General features: G+C 65.5%; 24 protein-coding genes and 1 tRNA gene. 15 read left to right on the top strand and 10 right to left on the bottom strand.

Annotated elements, in window-relative coordinates; all coding sequences use genetic code 11:
• Positions 1-16 precede the first annotated feature (16 nt).
• The 8 genes from CXR00_RS04595 (at position 17) to CXR00_RS04560 (ending at position 8,525) form a co-directional block, all read left to right on the top strand.
• Positions 17-922: a dihydrodipicolinate synthase family protein gene (locus CXR00_RS04595; RefSeq protein ID WP_104053298.1), complete on the top strand. Its 906-nt coding sequence runs from the start codon at positions 17-19 to the stop codon at positions 920-922.
• The gene (locus CXR00_RS04590; protein ID WP_104053297.1) at positions 922-1,695 is read left to right on the top strand and encodes an SDR family oxidoreductase; all 774 of its coding nucleotides are present in this window, start codon (positions 922-924) and stop codon (positions 1,693-1,695) included. The genes CXR00_RS04595 and CXR00_RS04590 overlap by 1 nt, the downstream gene beginning before the upstream one ends.
• Before the next feature lie 47 nt (positions 1,696-1,742).
• Positions 1,743-2,630 carry a fumarylacetoacetate hydrolase family protein gene (locus tag CXR00_RS04585; RefSeq protein ID WP_258060267.1) on the top strand — a complete coding sequence of 296 codons (888 nt, stop codon included), beginning with the start codon at positions 1,743-1,745 and terminating at the stop codon, positions 2,628-2,630.
• Positions 2,631-3,827, top strand: a complete 1,197-nt coding sequence (gene lhgO, locus CXR00_RS04580) for an L-2-hydroxyglutarate oxidase (RefSeq protein WP_104053296.1) — start codon at positions 2,631-2,633, stop codon at positions 3,825-3,827. It abuts the gene before it with no gap.
• A gap of 123 nt (positions 3,828-3,950) precedes the next feature.
• Positions 3,951-4,832, top strand: coding sequence for a manganese catalase family protein (locus CXR00_RS04575; protein WP_104053295.1), 882 nt, complete (start codon positions 3,951-3,953; stop codon positions 4,830-4,832).
• Between the two features lie 110 nt (positions 4,833-4,942).
• Positions 4,943-5,905, top strand: coding sequence for a glycosyltransferase family 2 protein (locus CXR00_RS04570; RefSeq protein ID WP_104053294.1), 963 nt, complete (start codon positions 4,943-4,945; stop codon positions 5,903-5,905).
• Between the two features lie 161 nt (positions 5,906-6,066).
• On the top strand, positions 6,067-7,419 hold the full coding sequence (locus tag CXR00_RS04565) for an MFS transporter (RefSeq protein ID WP_104053732.1): 1,353 nt from the start codon (positions 6,067-6,069) through the stop codon (positions 7,417-7,419).
• Entirely contained in the window at positions 7,416-8,525 is a 1,110-nt protein-coding gene (locus CXR00_RS04560; RefSeq protein WP_104053293.1) for an alcohol dehydrogenase catalytic domain-containing protein, read from the top strand. Before CXR00_RS04565 ends, CXR00_RS04560 begins: the two co-directional genes overlap by 4 nt.
• 4 nt (positions 8,526-8,529) lie before the next feature.
• On the opposite strand, the gene CXR00_RS04555 is transcribed toward CXR00_RS04560, so the two are convergent.
• The 5 genes from CXR00_RS04555 to CXR00_RS18005 all read right to left on the bottom strand — a co-directional run bounded on the left by CXR00_RS04555 (position 8,530) and on the right by CXR00_RS18005 (position 13,006).
• Positions 8,530-8,916, bottom strand: a complete 387-nt coding sequence (locus tag CXR00_RS04555; protein WP_258060300.1) for an META domain-containing protein — start codon at positions 8,914-8,916, stop codon at positions 8,530-8,532.
• A 2-nt stretch (positions 8,917-8,918) separates the two neighbouring features.
• Positions 8,919-9,914, bottom strand: a complete 996-nt coding sequence (gene corA, locus CXR00_RS04550; protein WP_104053292.1) for a magnesium/cobalt transporter CorA — start codon at positions 9,912-9,914, stop codon at positions 8,919-8,921.
• Positions 9,915-9,990: 76 nt separating this feature from the next.
• Positions 9,991-11,916: a heavy metal translocating P-type ATPase gene (locus CXR00_RS04545; RefSeq protein WP_104053291.1), complete on the bottom strand. Its 1,926-nt coding sequence runs from the start codon at positions 11,914-11,916 to the stop codon at positions 9,991-9,993.
• Positions 11,917-11,986: 70 nt separating this feature from the next.
• Entirely contained in the window at positions 11,987-12,742 is a 756-nt protein-coding gene (locus CXR00_RS04540) for an IclR family transcriptional regulator (RefSeq protein WP_104053290.1), read from the bottom strand.
• Between the two features lie 39 nt (positions 12,743-12,781).
• Entirely contained in the window at positions 12,782-13,006 is a 225-nt protein-coding gene (locus tag CXR00_RS18005) for a hypothetical protein (protein WP_146068446.1), read from the bottom strand.
• A gap of 205 nt (positions 13,007-13,211) precedes the next feature.
• Between CXR00_RS18005 and CXR00_RS04535 the strand changes: the two genes are divergently transcribed.
• A complete protein-coding gene (locus CXR00_RS04535; RefSeq protein ID WP_104053730.1) occupies positions 13,212-13,727 on the top strand; it encodes a DUF664 domain-containing protein in 516 nt (171 codons plus the stop codon).
• A 37-nt stretch (positions 13,728-13,764) separates the two neighbouring features.
• On the opposite strand, the gene CXR00_RS04530 is transcribed toward CXR00_RS04535, so the two are convergent.
• Positions 13,765-14,184 carry a four-helix bundle copper-binding protein gene (locus CXR00_RS04530; protein ID WP_104053289.1) on the bottom strand — a complete coding sequence of 140 codons (420 nt, stop codon included), beginning with the start codon at positions 14,182-14,184 and terminating at the stop codon, positions 13,765-13,767.
• Positions 14,185-14,414: 230 nt separating this feature from the next.
• Between CXR00_RS04530 and CXR00_RS04525 the strand changes: the two genes are divergently transcribed.
• Positions 14,415-14,487: transfer RNA gene (locus CXR00_RS04525), tRNA-Ala, on the top strand.
• Positions 14,488-14,570: 83 nt separating this feature from the next.
• On the opposite strand, the gene CXR00_RS04520 is transcribed toward CXR00_RS04525, so the two are convergent.
• A complete protein-coding gene (locus CXR00_RS04520) occupies positions 14,571-14,894 on the bottom strand; it encodes a hypothetical protein (RefSeq protein WP_104053288.1) in 324 nt (107 codons plus the stop codon).
• Positions 14,895-15,122: 228 nt separating this feature from the next.
• Between CXR00_RS04520 and CXR00_RS04515 the strand changes: the two genes are divergently transcribed.
• The gene (locus tag CXR00_RS04515) at positions 15,123-16,025 is read left to right on the top strand and encodes an NAD(P)-dependent oxidoreductase (protein ID WP_104053287.1); all 903 of its coding nucleotides are present in this window, start codon (positions 15,123-15,125) and stop codon (positions 16,023-16,025) included.
• On the opposite strand, the gene arfB is transcribed toward CXR00_RS04515, so the two are convergent.
• A complete protein-coding gene (arfB, locus tag CXR00_RS04510) occupies positions 16,022-16,444 on the bottom strand; it encodes an alternative ribosome rescue aminoacyl-tRNA hydrolase ArfB (RefSeq protein WP_104053286.1) in 423 nt (140 codons plus the stop codon). The genes CXR00_RS04515 and arfB overlap by 4 nt on opposite strands.
• A gap of 85 nt (positions 16,445-16,529) precedes the next feature.
• Between arfB and CXR00_RS04505 the strand changes: the two genes are divergently transcribed.
• Together CXR00_RS04505 and CXR00_RS04500 are read left to right on the top strand one after the other, a co-directional pair.
• Positions 16,530-16,982, top strand: a complete 453-nt coding sequence (locus tag CXR00_RS04505; RefSeq protein ID WP_104053285.1) for a hypothetical protein — start codon at positions 16,530-16,532, stop codon at positions 16,980-16,982.
• A gap of 2 nt (positions 16,983-16,984) precedes the next feature.
• A complete protein-coding gene (locus CXR00_RS04500) occupies positions 16,985-17,359 on the top strand; it encodes a PadR family transcriptional regulator (protein ID WP_181032470.1) in 375 nt (124 codons plus the stop codon).
• Here CXR00_RS04500 and CXR00_RS04495 read toward each other — a convergent pair.
• Entirely contained in the window at positions 17,356-18,642 is a 1,287-nt protein-coding gene (locus CXR00_RS04495; protein WP_104053283.1) for a Y-family DNA polymerase, read from the bottom strand. The genes CXR00_RS04500 and CXR00_RS04495 overlap by 4 nt on opposite strands.
• 8 nt (positions 18,643-18,650) lie before the next feature.
• Positions 18,651-19,082 carry a LexA family transcriptional regulator gene (locus CXR00_RS04490; RefSeq protein WP_258060266.1) on the bottom strand — a complete coding sequence of 144 codons (432 nt, stop codon included), beginning with the start codon at positions 19,080-19,082 and terminating at the stop codon, positions 18,651-18,653.
• Positions 19,083-19,251: 169 nt separating this feature from the next.
• Between CXR00_RS04490 and CXR00_RS04485 the strand changes: the two genes are divergently transcribed.
• Both CXR00_RS04485 and CXR00_RS04480 read left to right on the top strand, forming a co-directional pair.
• Entirely contained in the window at positions 19,252-20,187 is a 936-nt protein-coding gene (locus tag CXR00_RS04485; RefSeq protein ID WP_104053281.1) for an ABC transporter ATP-binding protein, read from the top strand.
• The gene (locus CXR00_RS04480) at positions 20,184-21,821 is read left to right on the top strand and encodes an ABC transporter permease (RefSeq protein WP_104053280.1); all 1,638 of its coding nucleotides are present in this window, start codon (positions 20,184-20,186) and stop codon (positions 21,819-21,821) included. Before CXR00_RS04485 ends, CXR00_RS04480 begins: the two co-directional genes overlap by 4 nt.
• The last annotated feature ends 72 nt before the right edge of the window (positions 21,822-21,893 follow it).

Here is a 21,893-nt window from a genome sequence, read left to right as displayed (position 1 = left end):
CGCGAAAGGACGCCTCATGACCCCGTCCGTATCCCCGCTGGCTCCCGGACTCTGGGGCGTACTGGCCACGCCTTTTTACGGTCCCGCGCTGGCTGTGGACACTGAATCCCTGCGCCGGGAAGTCCAGCTGTACACGGGTCTCAACGCTGCCGGAATGGTGGTGCTGGGCGTCTTTGGCGAGGGTGCCGCACTGAGTTCCGAGGAGCAGGAACTAACCGTGCGCTCCGTTGCCCGGGACGCCGGGCCATGCCCCCTGGTGGTGGGAATCTCCGCACGCAGCACCGCTCCGGCGCTTGAACAGGCTGTTGCCGCCTCCCGGGCCGCTGGCAGCAGCCTTGCCGCTTTGATGGTGCAGGTCAACAGCCCGGTCCCCGAGGCCCTCGCCGCCCATCTGAGCGCCATCCACGAGGCTACCGGTGCCGGAATTGTGCTGCAGGATTATCCGGTGGCGTCATCAGTGCATATCCGTGCCGAGCAGATCCTCGCCGTCGTCGAACGCTGCCCGTTCATTACGGCAGTGAAGTCAGAGGCTCCTCCCACGGCCCTTGCCATCGCAAGGCTCACCCGCGGAACCCGGATTCCGGTCTTCGGCGGCCTGGGCGGAGTGGGACTGCTTGATGAACTGGCAGCGGGAGCCGCCGGAGCGATGACCGGGTTCTCGCACCCGGAAGGGCTTCTCGCCGCGCTGGACGGCTTTCGCAAGGGGGGATTCCACGAGGCGCGGGCAGCCTTCGCGCCCTGGCTGCCGCTAGCCAATTTCGAAGCCCAGCCCGGTGTTGGCCTGGCCCTGCGCAAGGAGGTGCTGCGTCGGCGGGGCATTATTGCCGATGCGTCCGTCCGTCCGCCGGCACCGTCCCTTCCGCCGGAACTGTCCGATCTCATTGAAGCCCAACTCGCAGCAGTTCGAATGGAGGTCGTCTGATGGACATTGGGTTGAAAGGCAAGAATGTGCTCATTCCGGGATCCAGTTCCGGGATCGGCCTGGCTATTGCCCGCGCACTCAGCGAGGAGGGCGCCAACGTGGTGCTCGCCGCCCGCAGGAGGGACGTTGTGGAGGCGGAGGCTGCCCGCCTGGCATCCGCCGTCGGCGTGACGGTGGATCTGAACGACGGCGGTGCCCCGGAGGAGCTGGCCCGGCTGGCGGAGGAGGCGTTTGGGCCGGTTGACGTGCTGGTGCTGAACAGCGGCGGTCCGCCGCCCGGTGCTGCCGCGGAGCTGACGGCCGAGCAGGCAGCCGCGGCCGTGAACCAGCTGCTCCTCCAGCAGCTGCGGCTCACCTCCCTGGTCCTGCCCGGCATGCGCCGCCGCGGCTGGGGGCGGATTATCGCGGTGGGCTCCTCCGGAGTTCAGCAGCCGCTGCCCAACCTCGCCCTGTCCAACATGGCCCGGGCCGGCCTCGCCGGTTACCTGAAAACCCTGGCGGCTGAAGTTGCCGCTGAAGGGGTGACAGTCAACATGGTGCTTCCCGGGCGGATAGATACAGACCGCGTTGCCTCCCTGGATTCCGCCGCCGCCGCGCGGTCCGGACAAACCCCCGAAGAGGTCCGCGCAGCTTCCGAAGCCTCGATCCCCGCCGGACGGTACGGTCGCCCGGAGGAGTTTGCCGCCGTCGTCACCTTCCTCGCCGGAACCACCGCGTCCTACGTCACCGGGGAACAGATCCGGTGTGACGGCGGACTGGTCCGTTCCTACTAGAGAGTTCCCGCCGGACGCCTTCGCCCACTGTTGAAAGGACCGTTTCCGTGACTCCCCGTATCCTGCGCCTGTGTTCCATCCATGAGGGCAGCTCCAGCCCGGAAAACCCGGTGGAAGCGCCCGCCGTCGTCCATCCACGGCGCGGCACGGCATTGGTCCGCGACCTGCTGCCGGGATTCACCGGTGATCTCCTGGCAGTCCTGAACAACGGACTGCTCGGGGACCTGGAGGACGCGGCGGAGAAAGCGGACGACGCCGTCTTCACCAATCCCGGGTCCGTCACCTACGGCGCACCCTACCGTCATCCGCGGCTCATCTGGGGCATCGGTTTGAACTATCTGGAACATGCTTCTGACCTTGCGGAAGTTGTTCCCGACGAACCGGCGTCCTTTATTAAGGGCGACCACACCGTCATTGGTCCCGGAGAAGCCATTCCTGTGCCGGAACAGAGCACACGCACCACCACGGAGGCGGAAGTGGGTGTGGTGATCGGACGGTACTGCCGCAATGTGGAACCCGAAGACGCCCTGTCCTACGTGGCCGGCCTCGTGCCGGTGCTGGACCAGACGGCGGAAGACATTCTGGAACGCAATCCGCGGTTCCTCACCCGCGCCAAGAACTTTCCGGGGTTCTTCTCCTTTGGTCCCCAAATTGTTCCGCTGGCCGAGGCCGTGGGGGAGGGGACGCTGGGGGACCTGGTGGTTTCCACCGTGGTGAACGGAGAGCAGCGGCGCACCAACACGGTGTCCCATATGCGCTATGACCCGGCCTTCCTCATCAGTTTCCACAGCAAGGTCATGCCCCTGTTTCCAGGGGACATCATTTCCACCGGCACACCGGGCGCCGTCCACATCCGGGCCGGGGATACTGCGCAATGCCGGATCAGCGGGTTTCCGGAGCTCATCAACCCCGTCACCGGCTCCGGCGGCTCCTAAGTGGCACAGGGCTCAAACCATGCAGTAATAGCCGGCGCCGGGATCGTCGGACTGGCCACGGCACTTGAACTTGCCCGGCGGGGCAACCGGGTGACGGTCCTGGACAAGGAAAGTTCCGTGGCGGCGCATCAGACCGGCAACAACTCCGGCGTCATCCACTCCGGGCTGTACTACACGCCGGGAAGCCTGAAGGCAGCCCTGGGCGCCGCCGGGGCCAGCTCCATGCGCGGCTTCGCCGAAACCCACGGCGTGGATGTGCGGATCACGGGAAAGCTCGTAGTGGCAACCCGGGAAAGCCAGCTGCCGGCCCTGAAGGAGCTGCTTCGCCGCGGAATGGAGAACGGTGTTCCCTGCCGTCTCATTGGGCCGGAAGAAGCGCGCGGCTATGAGCCGAACGTCCAATGCCTCGCGGCGCTGCGGGTGGAGTCCACCGGGATTGTGGATTACCGGGGCGTCTGCGCAGCGCTGGTCCGCCTGATCCGGGAGGCCGGGGGAGAAATTTACCTCAATGCCGAGGTGTCGGCTGTGCATTCCGACGCCGGCGGGGTCACCGTCGAGACGGATGCCGGAACCTTCCGGGGCCATCAGTTCGTGAACTGCGCGGGGTTGCACAGCGACCGCGTTGCACGCCTGGCCGGAATCCGGCCCGACGTGCGGATCATCCCGTTCCGCGGCGAGTACTTTGAGCTAACTCCGCAGGCACAGCATCTGGTGAACGGGCTGATCTACCCGGTGCCGGATCCAGCCTTTCCGTTTCTGGGCGTCCATCTGACCAAAATGACCACAGGATCCGTACACGCCGGTCCGAATGCCGTTTTTGCCCTGGCCCGGGAGGGATACACCTGGCTTACGGTCAACCCGCGGGATGTGCTGGACAGCGCCGCCTGGCCGGGACTCTGGAAACTGGGAGCAAAGTTCTGGAGGGTGGGACTTTCTGAAACCGCCCGGTCACTGTCACGGAAACGCTTCCTTGCCGGACTGCGCGAACTGGTGCCGGCTCTTCCGGATGACTGCCTCGTGCCGGCACATGCCGGGGTGCGGGCACAGGCCATGCGGCGGGACGGAACCCTGGTGGATGACTTTTTGTATGAGCGGGCGCCCCGGCAGATTCACGTGCTCAATGCACCGTCTCCGGCGGCCACGGCAGCGCTGGAAATTGGCCGCCTGATCGCCAATGAACTCACCGGAATTCAATAGTAAGTATGCTGATTACTCTTCCCCTGCGGGGGTTGCCGCGGCTACGTTGAGGGTACGCGCACCGGCTCGCCTGCTGCCAAAGCGGTGCCGAAGCGGGTGCTCCAACCCCTCACGGAGGTATCTATGTTTTTCCACAAGCAGGAACTCCAATTCAAGTCCACGCCCGACAAGCCCGACGCCGTCTATGCCCGCAAGCTTCAGGAGGTGCTTGGCGGCCAGTACGGTGAAATTACGGTTGCCCTGCAATATGAATTCCAAGCCTGGAACACGCACATTCCCGGCAAATACCGCGACCTGCTCTTCGGAATCGGGGCAGAGGAAATGGGCCACGTGGAGATGCTGGCCGTCATGATTGCCCAGCTGCTGGAGAAGGCGCCGCTGGGAATCACGGAAGACGCCGTCCAGAATGATCCAACAGTGGCGGCGGTGGTCGGAGGGATGGACGTGCAGCATGCCATCGTGGCCGGTGCCGGCGCGCGTCCGGTGGATTCCAACGGCAATCCCTGGCAGGGCAGCTACATCACCGCCAGCGGTAACCTGTTGGCCGACTTCACGGCGAATGCCAACGCCGAAATGCAGGGCAGGCTCGCTGTTGCCCGGCTCTACCATATGACCGATGACCATGGTGTCCGGGACCTTCTGTCCTTTCTGCTGGCCCGCGACACCATGCACCAGAACCAGTGGCTGGCGGCGGCCAGGGAGCTCCAGGCCGAAGGCGCTGAATCCCTTCCGGTGCCGTCCAACTTCCCGATCAAGAAGGAAGAACGCTCCGTCTCGTACCAGTATTTGAACTTCTCGGACGGAAAGACTGCTTCGGAAGGTTCATGGGCTTCCGGCCCCACTCCGGACGGACACGGTGAGTTCACCTACCATGACGGGCCGACGACGTCGGCCCCCATGCCCCCTCCCACCAGGGTGGACGCGCGTTACTACGGCACCACTGATTTGCCGAACGTAGTCGAAAAGGTGGCGGGCAGCGTTCAGGACAAGCTGCACAAGGAGTAACTGAAGAGCTGATGCCGGGGCTGCCGCCGTCCACAGGTCCGGCGGCAGCCCCGGCATCCACATGGCAGTAAGCGGTCCGGCGGCGGGCTCATCAGGGGAGGTGTGGCGCTGTGGTTCGTCCGGTACTGGCTGAAGCCGGATACATCCTGCCGCTCAAATGGAACGACGGCGGGGACCTTGCCTCGCTTTGCCGGTATCTGGAAGAGCTGAGCCAGTGGATCTCCGTCCTGGTGGTTGACGGTTCTCCCGCCCCTCAATTCTCCCTGCATGCAAAGGTTTTCCCCGCGGCCGTACGGCATTGCCGCCCTCATCCGCTGGGTTTGGCGAACGGAAAGGTCGAGGGCGTGCTGACGGGGGTACAGCTCAGCGCGTTTGAATACCTGGTGATTGCCGACGACGATGTGCGGTACACCCGCGAGTCTCTCGAGCGTGTGGTCGCGCTGCTCGAAAACGCCGACGCCGTCCGCCCCCAGAATTATTTCGCGGACGCAAAACCGTGGCATGCCCGCTGGGATACCGCCCGAACACTGATCAACAGGGCGCTCGGCTCTGACTATCCCGGGACGCTGGCCATCCGCAAGTCAACGCTGCACGCGGCCGGCGGCTACAGCGGTGACGTCCTCTTCGAAAATCTGGAACTGCTCCGCACCATCCGGGCCGCGGGCGGCCGCGAAATTCGGGCGGATGACCTGTTTGTCGCCCGGATCTGCTGTTCAGCCCGTCACTTCTGGGGCCAGCGGGTGCGCCAGGCCTATGACGACTTCGCCCAGCCGGGGCGCCTTGCTGCCGAGGCTGCGCTGCTGCCGCTGCTGCTGATGCTCCGGAAGGAACCGGCACGGCTGGCGATGGTTGCGGCAATCAGCGTCATGACAGCCGAGATTGGCCGGCGCCGGGCGGGCGGAGCGCGGGTGTTCAAGGCGGACGCTGCTCTGTGGGCTCCGCTGTGGGTGGCGGAGCGTGCGGTCAGCATCTGGCTGGCGGTGGGCTGGCGGCTGACGGGCGGAGTTCCCTACGCGGGGAAACGGCTCCTCACCGCCGGACACTCCCAGCGCCGGCTCCGAAAGATCATTTGACGCGATACCGCTGCACCTCCGTCGCTGCTGCATCTGCGGCGCCGAGTCACACTCCGGGCAAGCCTGTGTTTTATGTCACAATTCCGGTATCTTATCCGCAAGGTGCATACCGAACGTTCTTTCAGTTATTCCAGCCCTCCGGATGAACAATGGAGTTTTTCATGAGCAGCAGCATCGCGGGAGCCCCCGCCGCCGGCAAGATGTCACGGGAGGAACGCAAGGTCCTCGCGGGAACCCTCGTGGGCACCACCATCGAATGGTACGACTTCTTTATCTACGCCCAGGCAGCCGGCCTGGTCCTGGCAACGCTCTATTTCGGCCCGGTCAGCGAAGGACCGCTGGGACAGGTGGTGTCCTTCGCAACCATCGGCATCAGCTTCCTGTTCCGGCCGCTGGGCGCCGTTGTCGCCGGGCACCTCGGTGACAAGCTCGGCCGCAAGAAGATGCTCGTCTTCACCCTGCTGATGATGGGTGCTTCGACGGCACTCATCGGGCTCGTTCCCACCTACGCCCAGATCGGCGTTGCGGCTCCCATCCTGCTCGTGCTGCTGCGCATCCTGCAGGGCTTCTCGGCGGGCGGCGAGTGGGGCGGTGCGGCCCTGTTGTCCGTGGAGCACGCACCCGTGAATAAGCGCGGACTCTTCGGCGCCTACCCGCAGATCGGCGTGCCGATCGGCATGATCCTGGCGACGTTCGTCATGTACGTGCTCAGCACCAGCCTCACCGAAGAGCAGTTCCTGTCCTGGGGCTGGCGCATCCCGTTCCTGTTCTCCGTGGTGCTGATCGGGGTGGGGTACTTCATCCGCCGGTCCGTGGATGAGAGCCCGGTCTTCCTGGAAATCCAGGAGCGCAAGAAGGAATCCTCCGCGCCGCTGGCCCAGCTGTTCAAGCACAACACCCGCGAAGTTGTCCTCAGCGCCCTGATCTTCATTGCCAACAACGCCGCCGGATACCTGGTCATCGCGTTTTTCGCTTCCTATGCCACCGGCAAGGCAGACGACGGCGGGCTGGGGATGCACCGCCCCTCAGTGCTGCTGGCCACCACCTTGGGATCCTTCGGCTGGCTGATCTTCACCATGTACGGCGGGATTCTCTCGGACCGGATCGGCAGGATCCGGACCTTCCAGATCGGCTACGCCTGGGTGTTCCTCTGGGCCGTACCCATGTTCCTGCTCATCGACACCGCCAACATCGTCCTGTTCGCCGTCGCCATCTTTGTGCTGACCATCGGATTGGGTTTGTCCTACGGCCCGCAGTCGGCGCTGTACGCCGAGATGTTCCCCGCCCGGGTCCGGTACTCCGGGGTGTCCATCGGCTATGCGCTGGGTGCAATCCTTGGCGGCGCTTTTGCTCCCACCATCGCGCAGATGCTGCTCAATGAAACCGGATGGTCGCCGTCCATCGGCATCTACATCATGGTGCTTTGCGTCATCTCCTTCGCTGCGGTGAGCATGGTGAAGGAAACCCGGGGTGCTGACCTGCACGTCGATGAAGTGCACAAGAGCAAGCGGTGAAAATCCGGGGAGCGGTGCTCGAGGAGATCGGCAGGACACCCAACTACGCGGATTCCAAGCCACTGACCATCTGTGACCTGGAACTGGATGAGCCCGCCGGCGATGAAATCCGGGTCCGGATCGAATGCGCCGGGATCTGCCATTCGGATTTGTCCGTGGTCAACGGCGACAGGGTGCGCCCGGTGCCCATGCTTCTGGGCCATGAGGCCGCCGGCATTGTGGAAAGTGTCGGAGACTCCGTGACGGAGCTCGTCCCCGGTGACCGCGTTGTCATGACGTTCCTTCCCCGGTGCGGGGAATGCCGCGGGTGCCGGTCCAACGGGCTCCTTCCCTGCACTGAGGGAACCGCCTCCAACACCAAGGGAACCCTGCTGTCGGGACAGGTCCGGCTGCACCGCGGCGGCGAAGACGTGCTGCATCATCTGGGCGTTTCCGGCTTCGCCACCCACGCCGTCGTGGACAAGCGGTCGGTGGTGAAGGTGGGCGCCGATGTGCCGCCGGAGGTCGCCGCCTTGCTGGGCTGCGCCGTCCTCACCGGAGGCGGGGCTGTGCTCAACCTGGCCAAACCAAAGCCGGGGGACACCCTGATGGTGGTGGGCCTGGGCGGTGTGGGAATGGCTGCCCTGCTCACGGCACGCGCCCTCGGCGCCGAGGTCATTGGGATCGACGCGAATGAGGAAAAGCTGGGGCAGGCCCAGGCTCTGGGCGCTGCGGAGGCCTACACGCCGGCGGCCGCGGCTGAGCTTGGCATCACGGCGTCCACCGTGGTGGAAGCTGCCGGCAATGCCCGGGCCTTTGAGACCGCTGTGGCGCTGACCGAGCCCGGCGGCACCACCATTACCGTGGGACTGCCGGCTCCGACGGCCCTGGCGCAGATTTCACCGCTCACCCTGGTGGCTGAGGCCCGGACCATTATCGGCAGTTATCTGGGATCAGCCGTTCCTTCCCGTGATGTGCCCATCTTTGCCGACCTCTGGCGCCAGGGACGGCTGCCGGTGGAGAAGCTGGTGTCGGCCCGGATTCCGCTGGAGGGCATCAACGCTGCCATGGACGATCTCGCCGAGGGCCGGGCCCTGCGCCAGATCATCCATTTCGACGGGGAATGACTAGTTAGCGCTGAAGCGTGCCGATGGGGTCGCCGTCGTTGTTGAACAGTGCGAGACTTTCGCCGTCAACCTCGGCGGTGGCCGCATCGGACAGCCAGGTGTCGACGCCGATGCAGCCCACCAAGGTGGAGGTCATGTCTTTCAGTTCCACCGCGGAACCTTTTTGGTCCCAGCGGCCCACCAGGGCGTTGCAGCCGTCGGTGCCGTTCACCCGGCCGCCGGATTCGAACACCAGGGACGGCATGCCCGAATCCTCGGTGTTGCCCCAGCTGCCTTCAACGGAGGAGGAAGGTGTTCCGGCAGAGTCCGCGCAGGACGACAGTCCGGCTGCCGCCAGCACCGCCCCCAGCATGGCTGCGGTCCGAAGCGGCGCTGCAGGGCGGCGTCGCATGCTCACAGCCATTTGTTCCTCTTAAAGGTCAGATACAGAGCTGCCGCCATGACAACCATGGCGCCCAGGGCCAAGGGGTACCCCCACTCCCAGGACAGTTCGGGCATGTTATCGAAGTTCATGCCGTAGATGGCCCCAATCAGGGTGGGAGCAAACAGGATGGCAGCCCAGGAGGAGATGCGTTTGACCTGCTCGTTCTGCGCAATCGAGGTTTCCGCCAGACGGTTCGACGCCAGGGTGGAGGAGAGGTTCAGGGCATTCTCCAGCAGGGCACGGTAGGCGTTGACCCGGTCGATCAGACGCAGGACGTGGTCCAGGACGTCGCCCAGGTTGTCCTGCAGCTGATCCGGAATGCCGAACTCTCCGGTGTTGCTCCGCAGGGTTCCCACCATGCCTTCGAGCGGTGCAATGGCACGCTGGAACTGGATGACTTCGCGGGAGAGCTCATAGATGCGCCGGGACACTTCAACATCGCCGCCGAAGAGCTGGTCCTCGATCTCATCGATGTCGTTCTCCAGCCCGGCCGCCACCGGTGCGTATTCATCCACCACCTGGTCCAGGACTGCGTAGAGCACGGCATGCGGACCGAGGGCCAGCAGGTCCGGTTCCTGTTCCAGCCGCTTCCTGACACGACCCAGGTCAGGGGATTCGGCGTGCCGCACCGTCACTACAAAGTTGGGGCCCACAAACAGGTGCAGCTCGCCGAACTCGACGCGTTCGACGTCGTCCAGGTACCGGGCAGGCCGCAGGACCGTAAACAGCGTGGTGTCATAGTGCTCGAGCTTGGCCCGCTGATGGCCCGCAAGCGCGTCCTCCACGGTCAGCAGGTTCAACCCGAATTCCTCGGCGACGGCCAACAGCTCAATGTCGTCGGGGCGGTACAAACCGATCCAGGCCATGCCGCCGGAAGTGCGGGTCAGCTCGAACGTTTCATCCAGACTGTCCGGTGTGTGCTGGCGCTTTCCGTCCACATACACCCCGTTGTCGATCAGTGTCATGGACGTCCCTCCGTGTTGTTGGCTGCTGCCGCCCGCGGGCAGGTGCGGCGCGGACAAAAGTTCATTATCCCTGCTGTTACGCGGAATTCAGTTCCGAACCGTTCCCGGCACCACGCCGGGAGACTGCCGCGGCGCCGTCGATCCGGCCCAGCGGCCGGGCTGCGGCGGATCCGCCGCCCACGGCGCGCAACGCGTTGAGGATGGCAGCCAGGTCCACGAGCTCCTGGATCAGGGCTCCGGCCACCGCGGGGATGAATCCGAAGGCAGCGGCCACCATCAGCCCGACGCTGAGTGAGATGCCCAGCCAGATACTGCCCAGGGCAATGCGCATCGTCCGCCGGCCAATGACGACGGCGTCGGCCACCTTGGAAATGTCATCCGCCACGATCACTGCGTCAGCCGATTCCCCGGCGGCAGTGGAACCGCGTGCGCCCATGGCAATGCCGACGTCGGCCGCAGCGAGCACAGGTGCATCATTGACGCCGTCGCCCACCATAATGACCGGGCGCAAGGGCATCGCTGCCACCAGCCGGACCTTGTCCTCGGGCAGGAGCTCAGCATGGACCTGCTGGATCCCCAAAGCCGCCGCGGCGCTTTCAGCAGAGGCGCGGCCGTCCCCGGTGAGCATGACGGGCGGTTCCAGGCCGAGCCGGGCAAGCTGCTCCAGGGTGGCCTTTGCGTTCCGCCGCGGCGTGTCACTGAGGAGGAGGGTGCCGGCGAAGCGTCCGTCCACCGCCACGTAAACCCTGAGCTGCCCGGCGCCGGCCTTCGTTTCACCGCCGTCTCCGGTGTCGGGAGCCTCGGCGGCAACGAAGCGGCGCTTGCCCACCAGGACCGTGTGGCCATCCACAACGGCACGCACGCCGTTGGTCGCAACCTCTGAAGCGGTGGTGGCCGGACTCAGCTGCAGTCCGCGCTCCTGGGCGGCACTTTGCACGGCGGCGGCCAGCACATGGGACGAGTATTGCTCGGCCGAGGCAGCCAGCCGCAGCACGTCGTCGGCTGCGAAGGAGGAAGCGGGCTGAATAGTTGTCAGCTCGGGCTTCCCATAGGTCAGCGTGCCGGTCTTGTCGAAAGCAATGCTGCGGGCTCCGGCCAGCTGCTGCAGAGTTGCCCCGCCCTTGACGATGATGCCGTCCTTGGCGGCCCGGCTCATACCGCCCATGAAGGCCACCGGTGCGGCGATCAGCAGGGGACACGGAGTGGCCAGCACCAACACCTCGGCGAACCGGACCGGCTCCCCGCTCACCCACCAGGCAATGCCGGCAAGGAGGAGGGAGAAGACAGTGAACGGGACGGCAAAGCGGTCCGCAAGCCGGACCACCGGGGCCTTGGACTCGGCGGCCTCGCGCACCAGGGCGACGATTCGCTGGTACTGGCTGTCCTCCGTGGCCGCGGTGGCCCGGATCAGCGCAGCCTGCGATCCGTTGACCGAGCCGCTCATCACTGTTTGTCCTTCGGTGATGGTCACCGGCAGGGGTTCGCCGGTCAGCGAGGATTCATCAAAACTGCCTTCCGGGCTGAGCAGGACGCCGTCCACCGGGACCAGTTCAGCCGGTTTAATCAGCAGCACATCGCCCGGGACCACCGCACCCGCCGGGATGTCCTGAGGCGTTTGGGAATTCGGCGGCAGCCGGTGTGCCGCCTGCGGTGCCCGGGCGAGAAGGGCATCCAGCTCCCCGCGTGCCCGCCCGGCGGCGTAGTCTTCCAACGCCTCGCCGCCGGAGAGCATCAGCACAATGATCAGGGAGGCAATGTACTCGCCCACCGCCACGGTGGACAGGATGGCCACCACGGCCAGGATATCCAGCCCCCAGTGACCGCGGAGGATGTCACGGATCATGCGGGCACTGGTTACAGCGGCGACCAGCAGGGCGAAAATTGAGGCGATCCATGCGGCGGGGGTATTGAGATCGGCGCCCAGCAGCGCAAAAACCACCACGCCGACGACGATGGTTGCCGCCACCACCGGGTACCTCCGGATTGCACGAAGAACTCTCATGTCTCCCGTTATAGGCCTGCCGCAAGGACCCCGCCAGCAAGAGATGGCTTGCCTAACTCCGAGGCCGGATTTAGTTCATCCGTGCGGTGATCGAACGCGCCGTTTCTGCCAGCCGCCGGCCCAGTGTTTCTTCATCCCTGCCGGAGCCGAAGTACACCACCGACACGGCCGCCGGCAGCTGCCCGGAAACGGTGATGGGAGACGCGACGGCGGAGACTCCGCCGATGACTTCGTCGTGGCTGACCGCATAACCCCGGGCTCGCGCCAAAGTGGATTCCGGCCGGTAAGGCTGCCCGGGCGCCAGCTTGGCCCATTGTTCCTCGCTCACAGCGGACTGGATGGCAATGCCCGGCGCTCCGGAAGCGAAGGAGTGCCTGGTTCCCGGGCGCTGGACCAGTACCGTGCGGCCGTGGCGCGGTTCCACTGTCACCAGCGTGACGCAGTCGTGCTGGTCCCACACGGCCACGAAAGCGGTCATGGAGAGTTCTTCGGCCAGGACCGTCAGCTCGGGCAGCGCCGCCGTCTGGAGGTCCCGCGATACACCGCGGGCCAGCGCTGCGAGGCCGGGCGCCGTCGCCACCCGGCCGGCGTCGTCGCGCATCACCAGCGAATGCGCTTCCAAGGTGCGCAGGATTCGGTAGGCGATGGAACGGTGGACGCCGAGGCTCTGCGACAGTTCAGCGATGGTCATGGGCGCCTCGGCCTCCGCCAGCAGTTCCAGGGCGTGCAGGCCGCGCGAGAGGGTCTGGGATAAGGATCCGGCTCCGCCGGACCCCGGGGAAGGGGCAGATGCGGACGCGCCGTCGGGGCCGGAGGGTTCAGTCATGGAGCCATCTTAGGATGACACGCCCGGCGCCGGCCGAAGCTAGGGCATTCGGCGGCGGCTCAGCAGGCCGGACATGAGGAAGGCGAGCCCGCCGGCCAGCGGCCACCAGGTGTACATGCTCAGGGTTTCGCCCAGGAAGGCGACCACCAGGATGCCCAGCATGCAGGCAATGACCATGGTCATGCCCACCACTATGCGGATGCGTCCGCGGTTGGGCGAGGGGAGAGGCGGAAGCCACGGAGGACGCTCGTCGGTCCAACTCATGCGGCAAGGTTAAGCCTGCCGGGGCCGATTGCACCCGGCTGGGAGTGGCTTTTTTCTCAGCCGCATCCGTCAATGCCGCTGCTCTATCCCGGCGCGTGCACCCGTGAAATGATGGCGGCGATCCTGTGTGCCGGGCGCCGCCGCTGCACTTCTCCTGCGGTTTATCGGCGCGGCAGTTTTTCCTCTCTACGACTGGAGTACCGACATGGAACAGAGCGATCTCCTCATTGACGCCTTTGGCCGGCTTCCCCAGGCGGTCCGAAGCGCCACCCACGGTTTGGACGCGGACGCACTGAACCACCGGCCCTATCCGCAGGGCAACTCCATCGCGTGGCTGATCTGGCACCTGGCCCGGGGCGAGGATGCCCAGATTGCTCCGTTGGCCGGGTATGAACAGGCGTGGACCGCGGAGGGATGGTACGGGCGGGTGGGGCTTCCACTTGCGGTTGAAGACACCGGATACGGCCACAACTCAGAGCAGGTGGCGGCCGTACAGGTTCAATCAGCCGATGTGCTGCTGGGTTACTACGAGGCGGTGCATTCACGCACGGCCGCCTTTGTTTCCGGACTTTCCGGACCGGACCTGGACCAAGTGGTGGACACCGCCTGGGATCCGCCCGTAACCCTCGGAGTGCGGCTGATCAGCATCCTCGGTGACGGCTTGGAACACGTGGGCCAGGCCGCTTACCTTCGCGGGATGGCGGTGGCGGAGGGTTTGTAGCCGGCGGCCGCCGTCGTCGTTGGTAATTGCCCGCTGATCAACTGCGGGACATAACCACCAGGAGTTCCTCGCACATGGCGGCGCAGCGGCGGCATGTTTCCGCACAGATGCGGCAGTGTCCGTGTTCGGCGGCATGCTGGGCGCATTCTTCCGCGCACTGGCGGCAGGCCGCCGCGCACGCCCGCAGCAGTGCTTCCGTGCTGTCCGGATAGCCGGCGTACCGTGTTCCAACCCGGGCTACGACGGTGCCGGTGGCAGCGCAGATGTCGGCGCAGTTGAGGTCCTTGCGGATGCATTCCACCATGTCGCCGAGCATGTCCTCACTGAGGCAGGCGTCGGCGCAGGCGGTGCAGACCTGTACGCAGTCAAAGCAGGCAATGACGCAGGTGGAGACGGCCTCGAGGTCCGTTCCGGCGCCGTCGGGACGTTCACTGAGGATGGATTCGATGAGGCTCATGGCACTGCTCCTTGTTGCGTTCGCTGATCGGTGCGGTTTCGCCGGGAGTGCGGCCGGGGATGCTGCGGCCCGGGCTGTCAGGATAGCCCTGGGCCGGAAGGCCGAACCAGAGCGTGAGCGGCCAGAGGCACTGCGGGGGGCCAGAACACTGCGGCGATTTGCCTATGAACCTGTGCCCGGGTCTAGAATCGGGGTTATGCCCCTCGGGGCTGTCCGGCTTTGGCCGGACTGGGGCTTTAGCTCAGTTGGTAGAGCGTTTCGTTCGCAATGAAAAGGTCAGGGGTTCGATTCCCCTAAGCTCCACCCTTTTGTGTCGGGGTCAATCAGTTACGTCGATACGACGCCGAAGAGTCATGCCTGCATAATGAGGCGGTTCAGCGTGTCCGTTACGTTACGTACTTTGCCTCGGAGTGGGAAACGCGGAAATCGATGCTGTTTCCGGTCGTGATCACGGAAACGATGGTGTACATCATTCCGTCACGTCTTGTGGTCACAGATGAAACTCTCTTGAGCGGGATCATCTCCGTGAAGGCGTTTCCGTGCTTCACTCCGGTGCCAAGGAGGGATACGCCCCCGGTCAACAACCCGGCGGTGAGTTTGCCGGCGGACAGGCTCCGCTTCAATTCCCACTCAATGCGGTCGTGGAAAATGCGAACCTGCGCGTTCCTGCCTTTGGTGTGGGAGGCGAACTCGAGGATCGGGATGCTCACGGTCTTCCTTTCAGTAGTTGATGAGGGAGGACGCTTGGGAGGGCACTTTTCGACCAGACTCCCGGGGCCGAACCTGCATTGCATCGGTTCGGGGCATATCCCCAATTTTATAAGGTGTGTCCCACAGCCATGTGGCTGAGTCCCGCACGATTCCTTGCCCTATACTCGGGCGACGTGCAATGAATCCGACAGCACAGATCCGACGTGCGTCACATCCAAGGAGCAACCATGAAAGTCCTCATCACCGGAGCCCACGGAAAAGTCGGACGCGCCGCCACCCAGGCAATGATCGACGCCGGACACGAAGTCATCACCACCGACCTCAGCCGGCCAAGCTACGAACGGAAGCCGGAAGGCACGCCCCGCTACGTCATGGCCGACCTCACGGATGCCGGGCAAGCGTACGCCGTCGTGCACGGAGTCGACGCCGTCGTGCACATCGCCGCCATCCCCGAGCCCACGGGCCATGCTCCCCAGGTTGTCTTCCAGAACAACCTCATGTCCACCTTCAACGTCCTTGAGGCCGCCGTCAGCTTCGGCGTTCAGCGCTTCGTCTTCATTTCCAGCGAAACGGTGCCCGGGTTCTTTTTCCCGGAACGCGATTTCCTTCCGGAGTACGCTCCCGTGGATGAAGAACACCCGATCCACCCGCAGGACCCTTACGCGCTCGCCAAGCACTTTAGTGAGCAGCTCATGGACGCCGCTGTTGCCCGGTCCGACATTCAATGCATCTCCATCCGGCCCAGCTGGGTGCAGTTCGAGGGCAACTACGAAAACAATCTGGGCCCGCAGATCCGCGACGCTTCGGTGCTCAGCCCCGGGCTGTGGAGCTACATCGATGTGTATGACCTGGCTGACGCCATTGTCCTCGCCGCCGAGTCCGACCTGCCCGGACACGAAGTCTTCTACATCGCCTCACCGGACAACGCGGGCGGCCATGACTTCGCGGAGGTGCTGACGAAGTACTACGGCGACCGGATCGAACTGCGCGATCTTGACCGGCCCGACGCTTCCGGCATCTCCAGCGCCAAGGCCCAGCGCATGCTCGGCTGGCAGCCCAAGCGTTCCTGGCGTGACTACCTGGACGCCGACGGAAAGGCCCTTCATAAGGACGACGGCGCAGCCGGCTAATCGGTCGGAGGCCGCTGCCGCTGACGCTTGGTGGCGGACCGCTGCTTCTTGGCGTCGAGGCGCCGGTAGTTCGAGCCCCGGGTGGGTTTGGTTTTCCGCCGGGCTGCTGCCTCCGGGGCGAGGCCGTCCGCCACCATCTCGGCAAGCTTGGTGAGGGCGATCTCCCGGTTGCGCAGCTGGGAGCGCTGTTCCGAAGCGGTGACGGTGACGGTTCCGGCAATCAGGTGCCTTTTGAGGCGCCGCAGCAGGATCTGCCGCTGGGTATCGGTCAGGGACGTCGAGGCAGCCACATTCCAGGACAGTCCTGCCCGGCTGTCGGAGGTGTTGACGTGCTGCCCGCCGGGGCCGGATGAGCGCGAGAAACGCCAGGTCAGTTCCGACGCGGGAATCGTGAGCGCGGGCGACACCATCAAGTCCATACCCCCAGCCTCGCATGGGTTAGCCGGTGCAGCACCGTGACAACCACTCTTCCATCGGTAGTGTGCCATTGGTACAGTGCCACCCATGACTACAAACACCCTGCCTCAGCCAACCGTCAATGCACGCACCGTGCTCCTGCCGTATCTGCTGGTTCTGGTCGCCGCCATGGCGGGCGTCCAAGCCGCGATCGCCTTCACCGGAGGAGACATTACCCTTCTCGCCGGGATCCTCACTGCCCTGGTTGCAGCCGGAATTGCCGTCTGGTTTTGGCGCAACTACCGCAAACTCACCAAGATCCGCTTTGGCCTGGCCATTGCGCACACCCTCGCTTTTGTCACCGTAACGGCATCCTTCAACCTGCACGCCGTCATCCGTGCGCTTTCGCTGGGTTCGACCGGCGGAGCCGACGGCGCCGCGGCCCATGAGCTGCTATCCACCCCCTGGTTCGGCGCCACGCTCGTGATGAGTGCCGCCTGGGGAGTCGGGCTCCTCGTCCACCTCGCCGGCGTCGTGCTGGGCCGCGGATGGGAAGACTGAGCGTGGCCCGACCCGTTGAGGAACAGGAATGGGTTCAAGCCCGGGTCGAATCCTGGGTGGAGACCTACAAGAAATCCATGCTGACGCCGGTGGTTTTGCGGGCAGTGGCCGAGCATCAACCGGTGACGGTGGCCAGGGTTGCAGAAGAGGTTGCAGCAGGCACCGGCTGGCAGATCACCGAGCGCAGTCTCTACCGCACCCTGAAAAGGCTGCAGGACACCGGTCTCCTGCACAGTGCGGAGGTCGATGTCCCGCGCACCGGGGCAAAGCGCAAGGAGATCTCCCTGACAGGCTTGGGGTCGCAGTTCCTTGCCGGAATCACCGCCAGCCTGGTTGAATTTCCAGACCCTGGAGCCGGCAGGAAACCTGGCCGCTAAACCGCCTTCACCACCGGAAGATCGGACCACTCGGTGGTGTAGCGCGGGGAAGCGAAGTTCCGCGCCATGGTCCAGTCCGGCTTGGCTGTGGACATCCCGGCCAGTCCCAGGCCAATGCTGGCAGCACCGTACTTGTCGGTGACCTGCGCCAGCAGCGGCCCGATGTCCTTCTGCTCCGGTCCGGCATCGAACAGGTCGAACACCGGCTCGGCGCCGGCGGGGGAGAGGCCCGTGAGCATGATTCCGGCCTTGGCATACCGGGCACCCTCCACCACCTGGGGATCCATGGCGTCAATCGCGGCCCGGGTGAGCACCAGGGGATCCGCGGTGGGCCGCTGAAGCCGGACCGTGGCCGAGGGGGAAGATGCTTCAGTGCCGCTGAACCGCGAGGTGGACGCAAAAACCGTCATGACGCTGGCCAGCTGTCCCTCCTTGGCCAGTCGGATGGCCGCTTTTTGGGCGTACAGGCTCATGACCTGGCGCATCGATTCCTGTGTAGTCACCGGCGTCGCGAAGCTGCGTGAAAAGAGGACCTGCTGCTTGTCTGCAGACTCGGTTTCCATGGGAATGCAGGCGGTGCCGTTCAGTTCCAGCACCGTGCGCTGCAGCACCACGGAGAACTTCGCACGGATCGCGGCGGTATCGGCGGCGCGCAGATCCGCGACAGTGTGGATGCCCAGCGCATTCAGCCGGACACCGTTGCGCGCGCCCACGCCCCACAGGCCGGTGACCGGCACGCGGGACATAATTGTGTCGACGACGGCGGGATCCAGGGTGTCGAGGTTGCAGACGCCTCCCATGTGGGGATTCTGCTTGGCGATCCGGTTCGCGAATTTGGCCAGGGTTTTGGTGGGGCCGATTCCCACGCAGACCGGCAGGCCGATGTTCTTCGCCACGGCAGCCCGGATGTCAGTGCCCCGGGTCCGCAGTTCCTCATCGGTGCCGTGCAGGTGCAGGAAACACTCGTCGATGGAGTAAATCTCTTGCTCGGAGGAGAAGCGTGCCAGCAGCTGCATCACGCGCGAGCTCAGGTCCCCGTACAGCTCATAGTTGCTCGAGCGCTGTACCAGACCCAGCTTGGGAGCGGCCTCGGCCAGCTTGAACCACGGCTCACCCGTCTTGATGCCCAGGGCCTTGGCCTCATCGGAGCGGGCCACCACGCAGCCGTCGTTGTTGGAGAGCACAACCACGGGAATGCCGGCCAGCTTCGGGTCAAAAACGCGCTCGCAGGAGACGTAGAAGCTGTTTACGTCCACCAGTGCGATGCGGTGCTGCTCAGCCATGAGACGGCCTAGACATGGTGCAGGCACCGGGTCACGACACCCCAGACGGACAGTTCCGCGGGATCCGGTACCCGGATGTCTTCTGAATCCGGGCTGTCCGCGTGCAGGAAGATCCCCTGGCCGGTCAACAGCAACCGCCGGATGATCAGCTCTCCGTTCAGAACGGCAACAACCACCGACCCGTCTTTGGGTGTCAGCGACCGGTCCACGATCAGCTCGTCTCCGTCGCTGATGCCGGCTTCGTCCATGGCGTTGCCGGAAACCCGCATGATGAAGGTGGACGTGGCATCGCGGATCAGGTGCCGGTTCAGGTCAATGCCGGCGTCGTAATAGTCCTGGGCGGGTGATGCGAACCCGGCCGGAAGGGTTGCGCCGCGGGCTGGAGGTTGGTCATTTGCGCCGCCCGGTCGCGGAGTTGGGCCAGAGGAAAAGACGGGCACCGCACACCTCCCTAGAACACACCTTCGAATACCAACAGGGTAGCACCGAGCATGGAAAACACCTTGGCGAACGGCGCAAGTTGCCGCAGACTGGGTGGACATTGCTGCCAGCCAGGGCAGACCGGGCGCAAGACGGGCCCCGGCCGCGTCTCATGCCACCGGAGCTCCCATGAACCAGCCCGCTGTCGAAACGACCAACCTCGTCAAGACCATCGGCTCTACGCGCGCTTTGGACGGGTTCTCGCTCACGGTGGAGGAGGGACAGGTCGCCGGATTTCTGGGGCCCAACGGAGCCGGGAAATCCACCGCCATCCGGGTGCTGCTGGGCGTGCTGCGCGCTGACGCCGGAACCGCCGCGGTGCTGGGCATGGATCCCTGGGCGGACGCCGTCGCCGTCCACCGCCGGATCGCTTACGTTCCCGGGGACACCACCCTCTGGCCGAACCTGACGGGCGGGGAAGCCATTGACATCTTCACCCGGCTACATGCCGGCAAACGGTACGCGGGGAAGGACCGGGACGCGAAGCGGCAGGCGGCACGACGCGCTGAACTGCTGGAACGCTTTGAGCTGGACCCCACCAAGAAGGCGCGCACCTATTCCAAAGGCAACCGGCAAAAGGTGGCGCTGGTCGCCGCGCTCGCCTCAGACGCTGAGCTGTTCCTGCTCGATGAACCCACCTCGGGCCTCGATCCGCTCATGGAGGCTGCGTTCACCGAGGAGATCCGGAACCTGCGCAGCGAGGGACGTACCGTGCTGCTGTCCAGCCACATCCTCGCCGAGGTGGAAAAGCTGTGCGACACCGTCACCATCATCCGCTCCGGCCGCGACGTGGAAACCGGCACCCTGGCCCAGCTGCGCCACCTCACCCGGTCCACGGTCACGGCGACGACGACGGCGGATCCGGCCGCGCTGGCCGCTGCACCGGGGGTGCACAACCTCAGTGCGGAGCACGGATATCTGCGGTTCGACGTCGACAATGCGCAGGTGAACAGCATCCTGGCACTGCTGGCCGAAGCCGGCGTGCAAAACCTGACCATTGCCCCGCCGTCACTGGAGGAGCTGTTCCTGCGCCACTACGGTGACGAGGCGGGAGCAGAGCAATGAGCGCACCACCCACTGCCCGCCGGCAGTCCTTCCGCAACCCGTGGGCTGCCACCGGCGGATTGCTGCGGCTGCACCTGAGGCTGGATCGGATCATTATTCCGGTCTGGACCCTGGCCGTCGGCACAGGCGTTGCCGGGTCCATGGCCACTTTCGAGACGACCTACACCACCCCGGAATCACTGCAGGCCCGGGCGTCGCTCATGGACAACCCGGCCACGGTCATGATGACCGGACCGGCCTTTGGACTGGAGAATTACACGTTCGGCGCGATGGTCGCCAACGAACTCTCCTTGTACCTCTATCTGGCCGCCGCCATCATGAGCATCCTCCTCGTGGTGCGGCATACCAGGGCGGAGGAGGAATCCGGCCGGATGGAAATGCTCCGCGCCCTGCCGGTGGGCCCTTTTGCACCGGCCGCCGCCGCAATCATCACAGTCGCCGTCGCCAATGCCGCGGTCGGGGCGGCCGTTGTGGCGGCGCTCGCGGGCACAGCGTCCCTGGACCCTGCCAGTTCGCTTGCCCTGGGCGCCGGGACCGCACTCACCGGCATGGTTTTCGGTGCGGTTGCCGCGGTTGCCGCCCAGCTCAATGAGCACGCGCGGGGAGCCACCGGCACGGCAATGGCGGTTCTGACTGCCGCCTTCCTGATCCGGGGAATCGGCGACGTCATCAACAACCAGGGATCCTGGCTGTCCTGGTCCTCCCCGCTTGCCTGGCCGCAGCAGACCCGCCTCTGGGTGGACCTGCGCTGGTGGCCGCTGCTCCTCTCGGTTGCGGCCACGGCAATACTGCTGGTGCTCGCCGTGGAGCTGGCCCGGCGGCGGGACCTTGGCGCCGGGCTGCGGACGCCCCGGCCCGGTCCGGCAACCGCCAGGCCCGCCCTGCTTTCCCCGGCGGGTCTGGCCGGCCGGCTGCTGCGCGGCTCCTTTGCCACCTGGACCGTCTCCGCTTTCCTGTTCGCGGCCGCTTTTGGGGCGCTGGCCAATTCCCTGGAGGAATCATTCTCCGATCTCCCGCAGCTGGCGGATTTCATCACCGTGGACCTGGCGGATGTGACCACCAGTTTTGCGTCCGCCATCGTCTCCTTCGTCATCGTTGCCCCGCTCCTCTTCAGCGTCTCGGCCGTCCTGCGGCTGCGTGCAGAGGAGGACGCGGGCCGTGTCGAGCAGCTGCTCGCCACCGGCAGTTCCCGGACCGGGCTGCTTGCGGGATGGCTCGCTGTGGTGGCCGGGCAGACCGTCCTGATGACCGCCGTCGTGGGGCTCGGCGCAGGTTTGGGAGTGGCCGCGGGAACCGGCGACGGCGGATGGGCGGGCGAGCTGACCCTTGCTGCGCTGACGTATTTGCCCGCCATCGCCCTGTCCGCCGGCGTCGCGGCGGCCCTCTACGGCCTGGTTCCCCGGCTCGCTGCACTGGCGTGGGCGCCGGTGGTGTGGAGCGCCATTGTGCTCTTTCTGGGACAGCTGCTGGCTCTGCCCGATTGGGCCATGGACCTGTCACCCCTCGCCCATGTGGCGCTGGTGCCCAGCGCCGATCCGGAGGCTGCCCCGCTGGCGGTTCTGACGGCGGGTGCAGCAGTCCTCGTCGCGGCGGGTTTTACGGGTTTCCGGCGGCGCGACGTCGGGATCGGGTGATCAGGGCACCCGGATGCAGGCTGCCCCTAGCTGCCGTTTCGGCCGCCCCCTAGGCTGACAGCGGCAGCCAGT

This window comes from Arthrobacter sp. 9E16 (assembly GCF_002929435.1).
GTDB lineage: Bacteria > Actinomycetota > Actinomycetes > Actinomycetales > Micrococcaceae > Arthrobacter_B > Arthrobacter_B sunyaminii.
The sequence above is the reverse complement of the archived record's forward strand: the minus strand, read 5'-3'. Positions and strand labels throughout refer to the sequence as shown.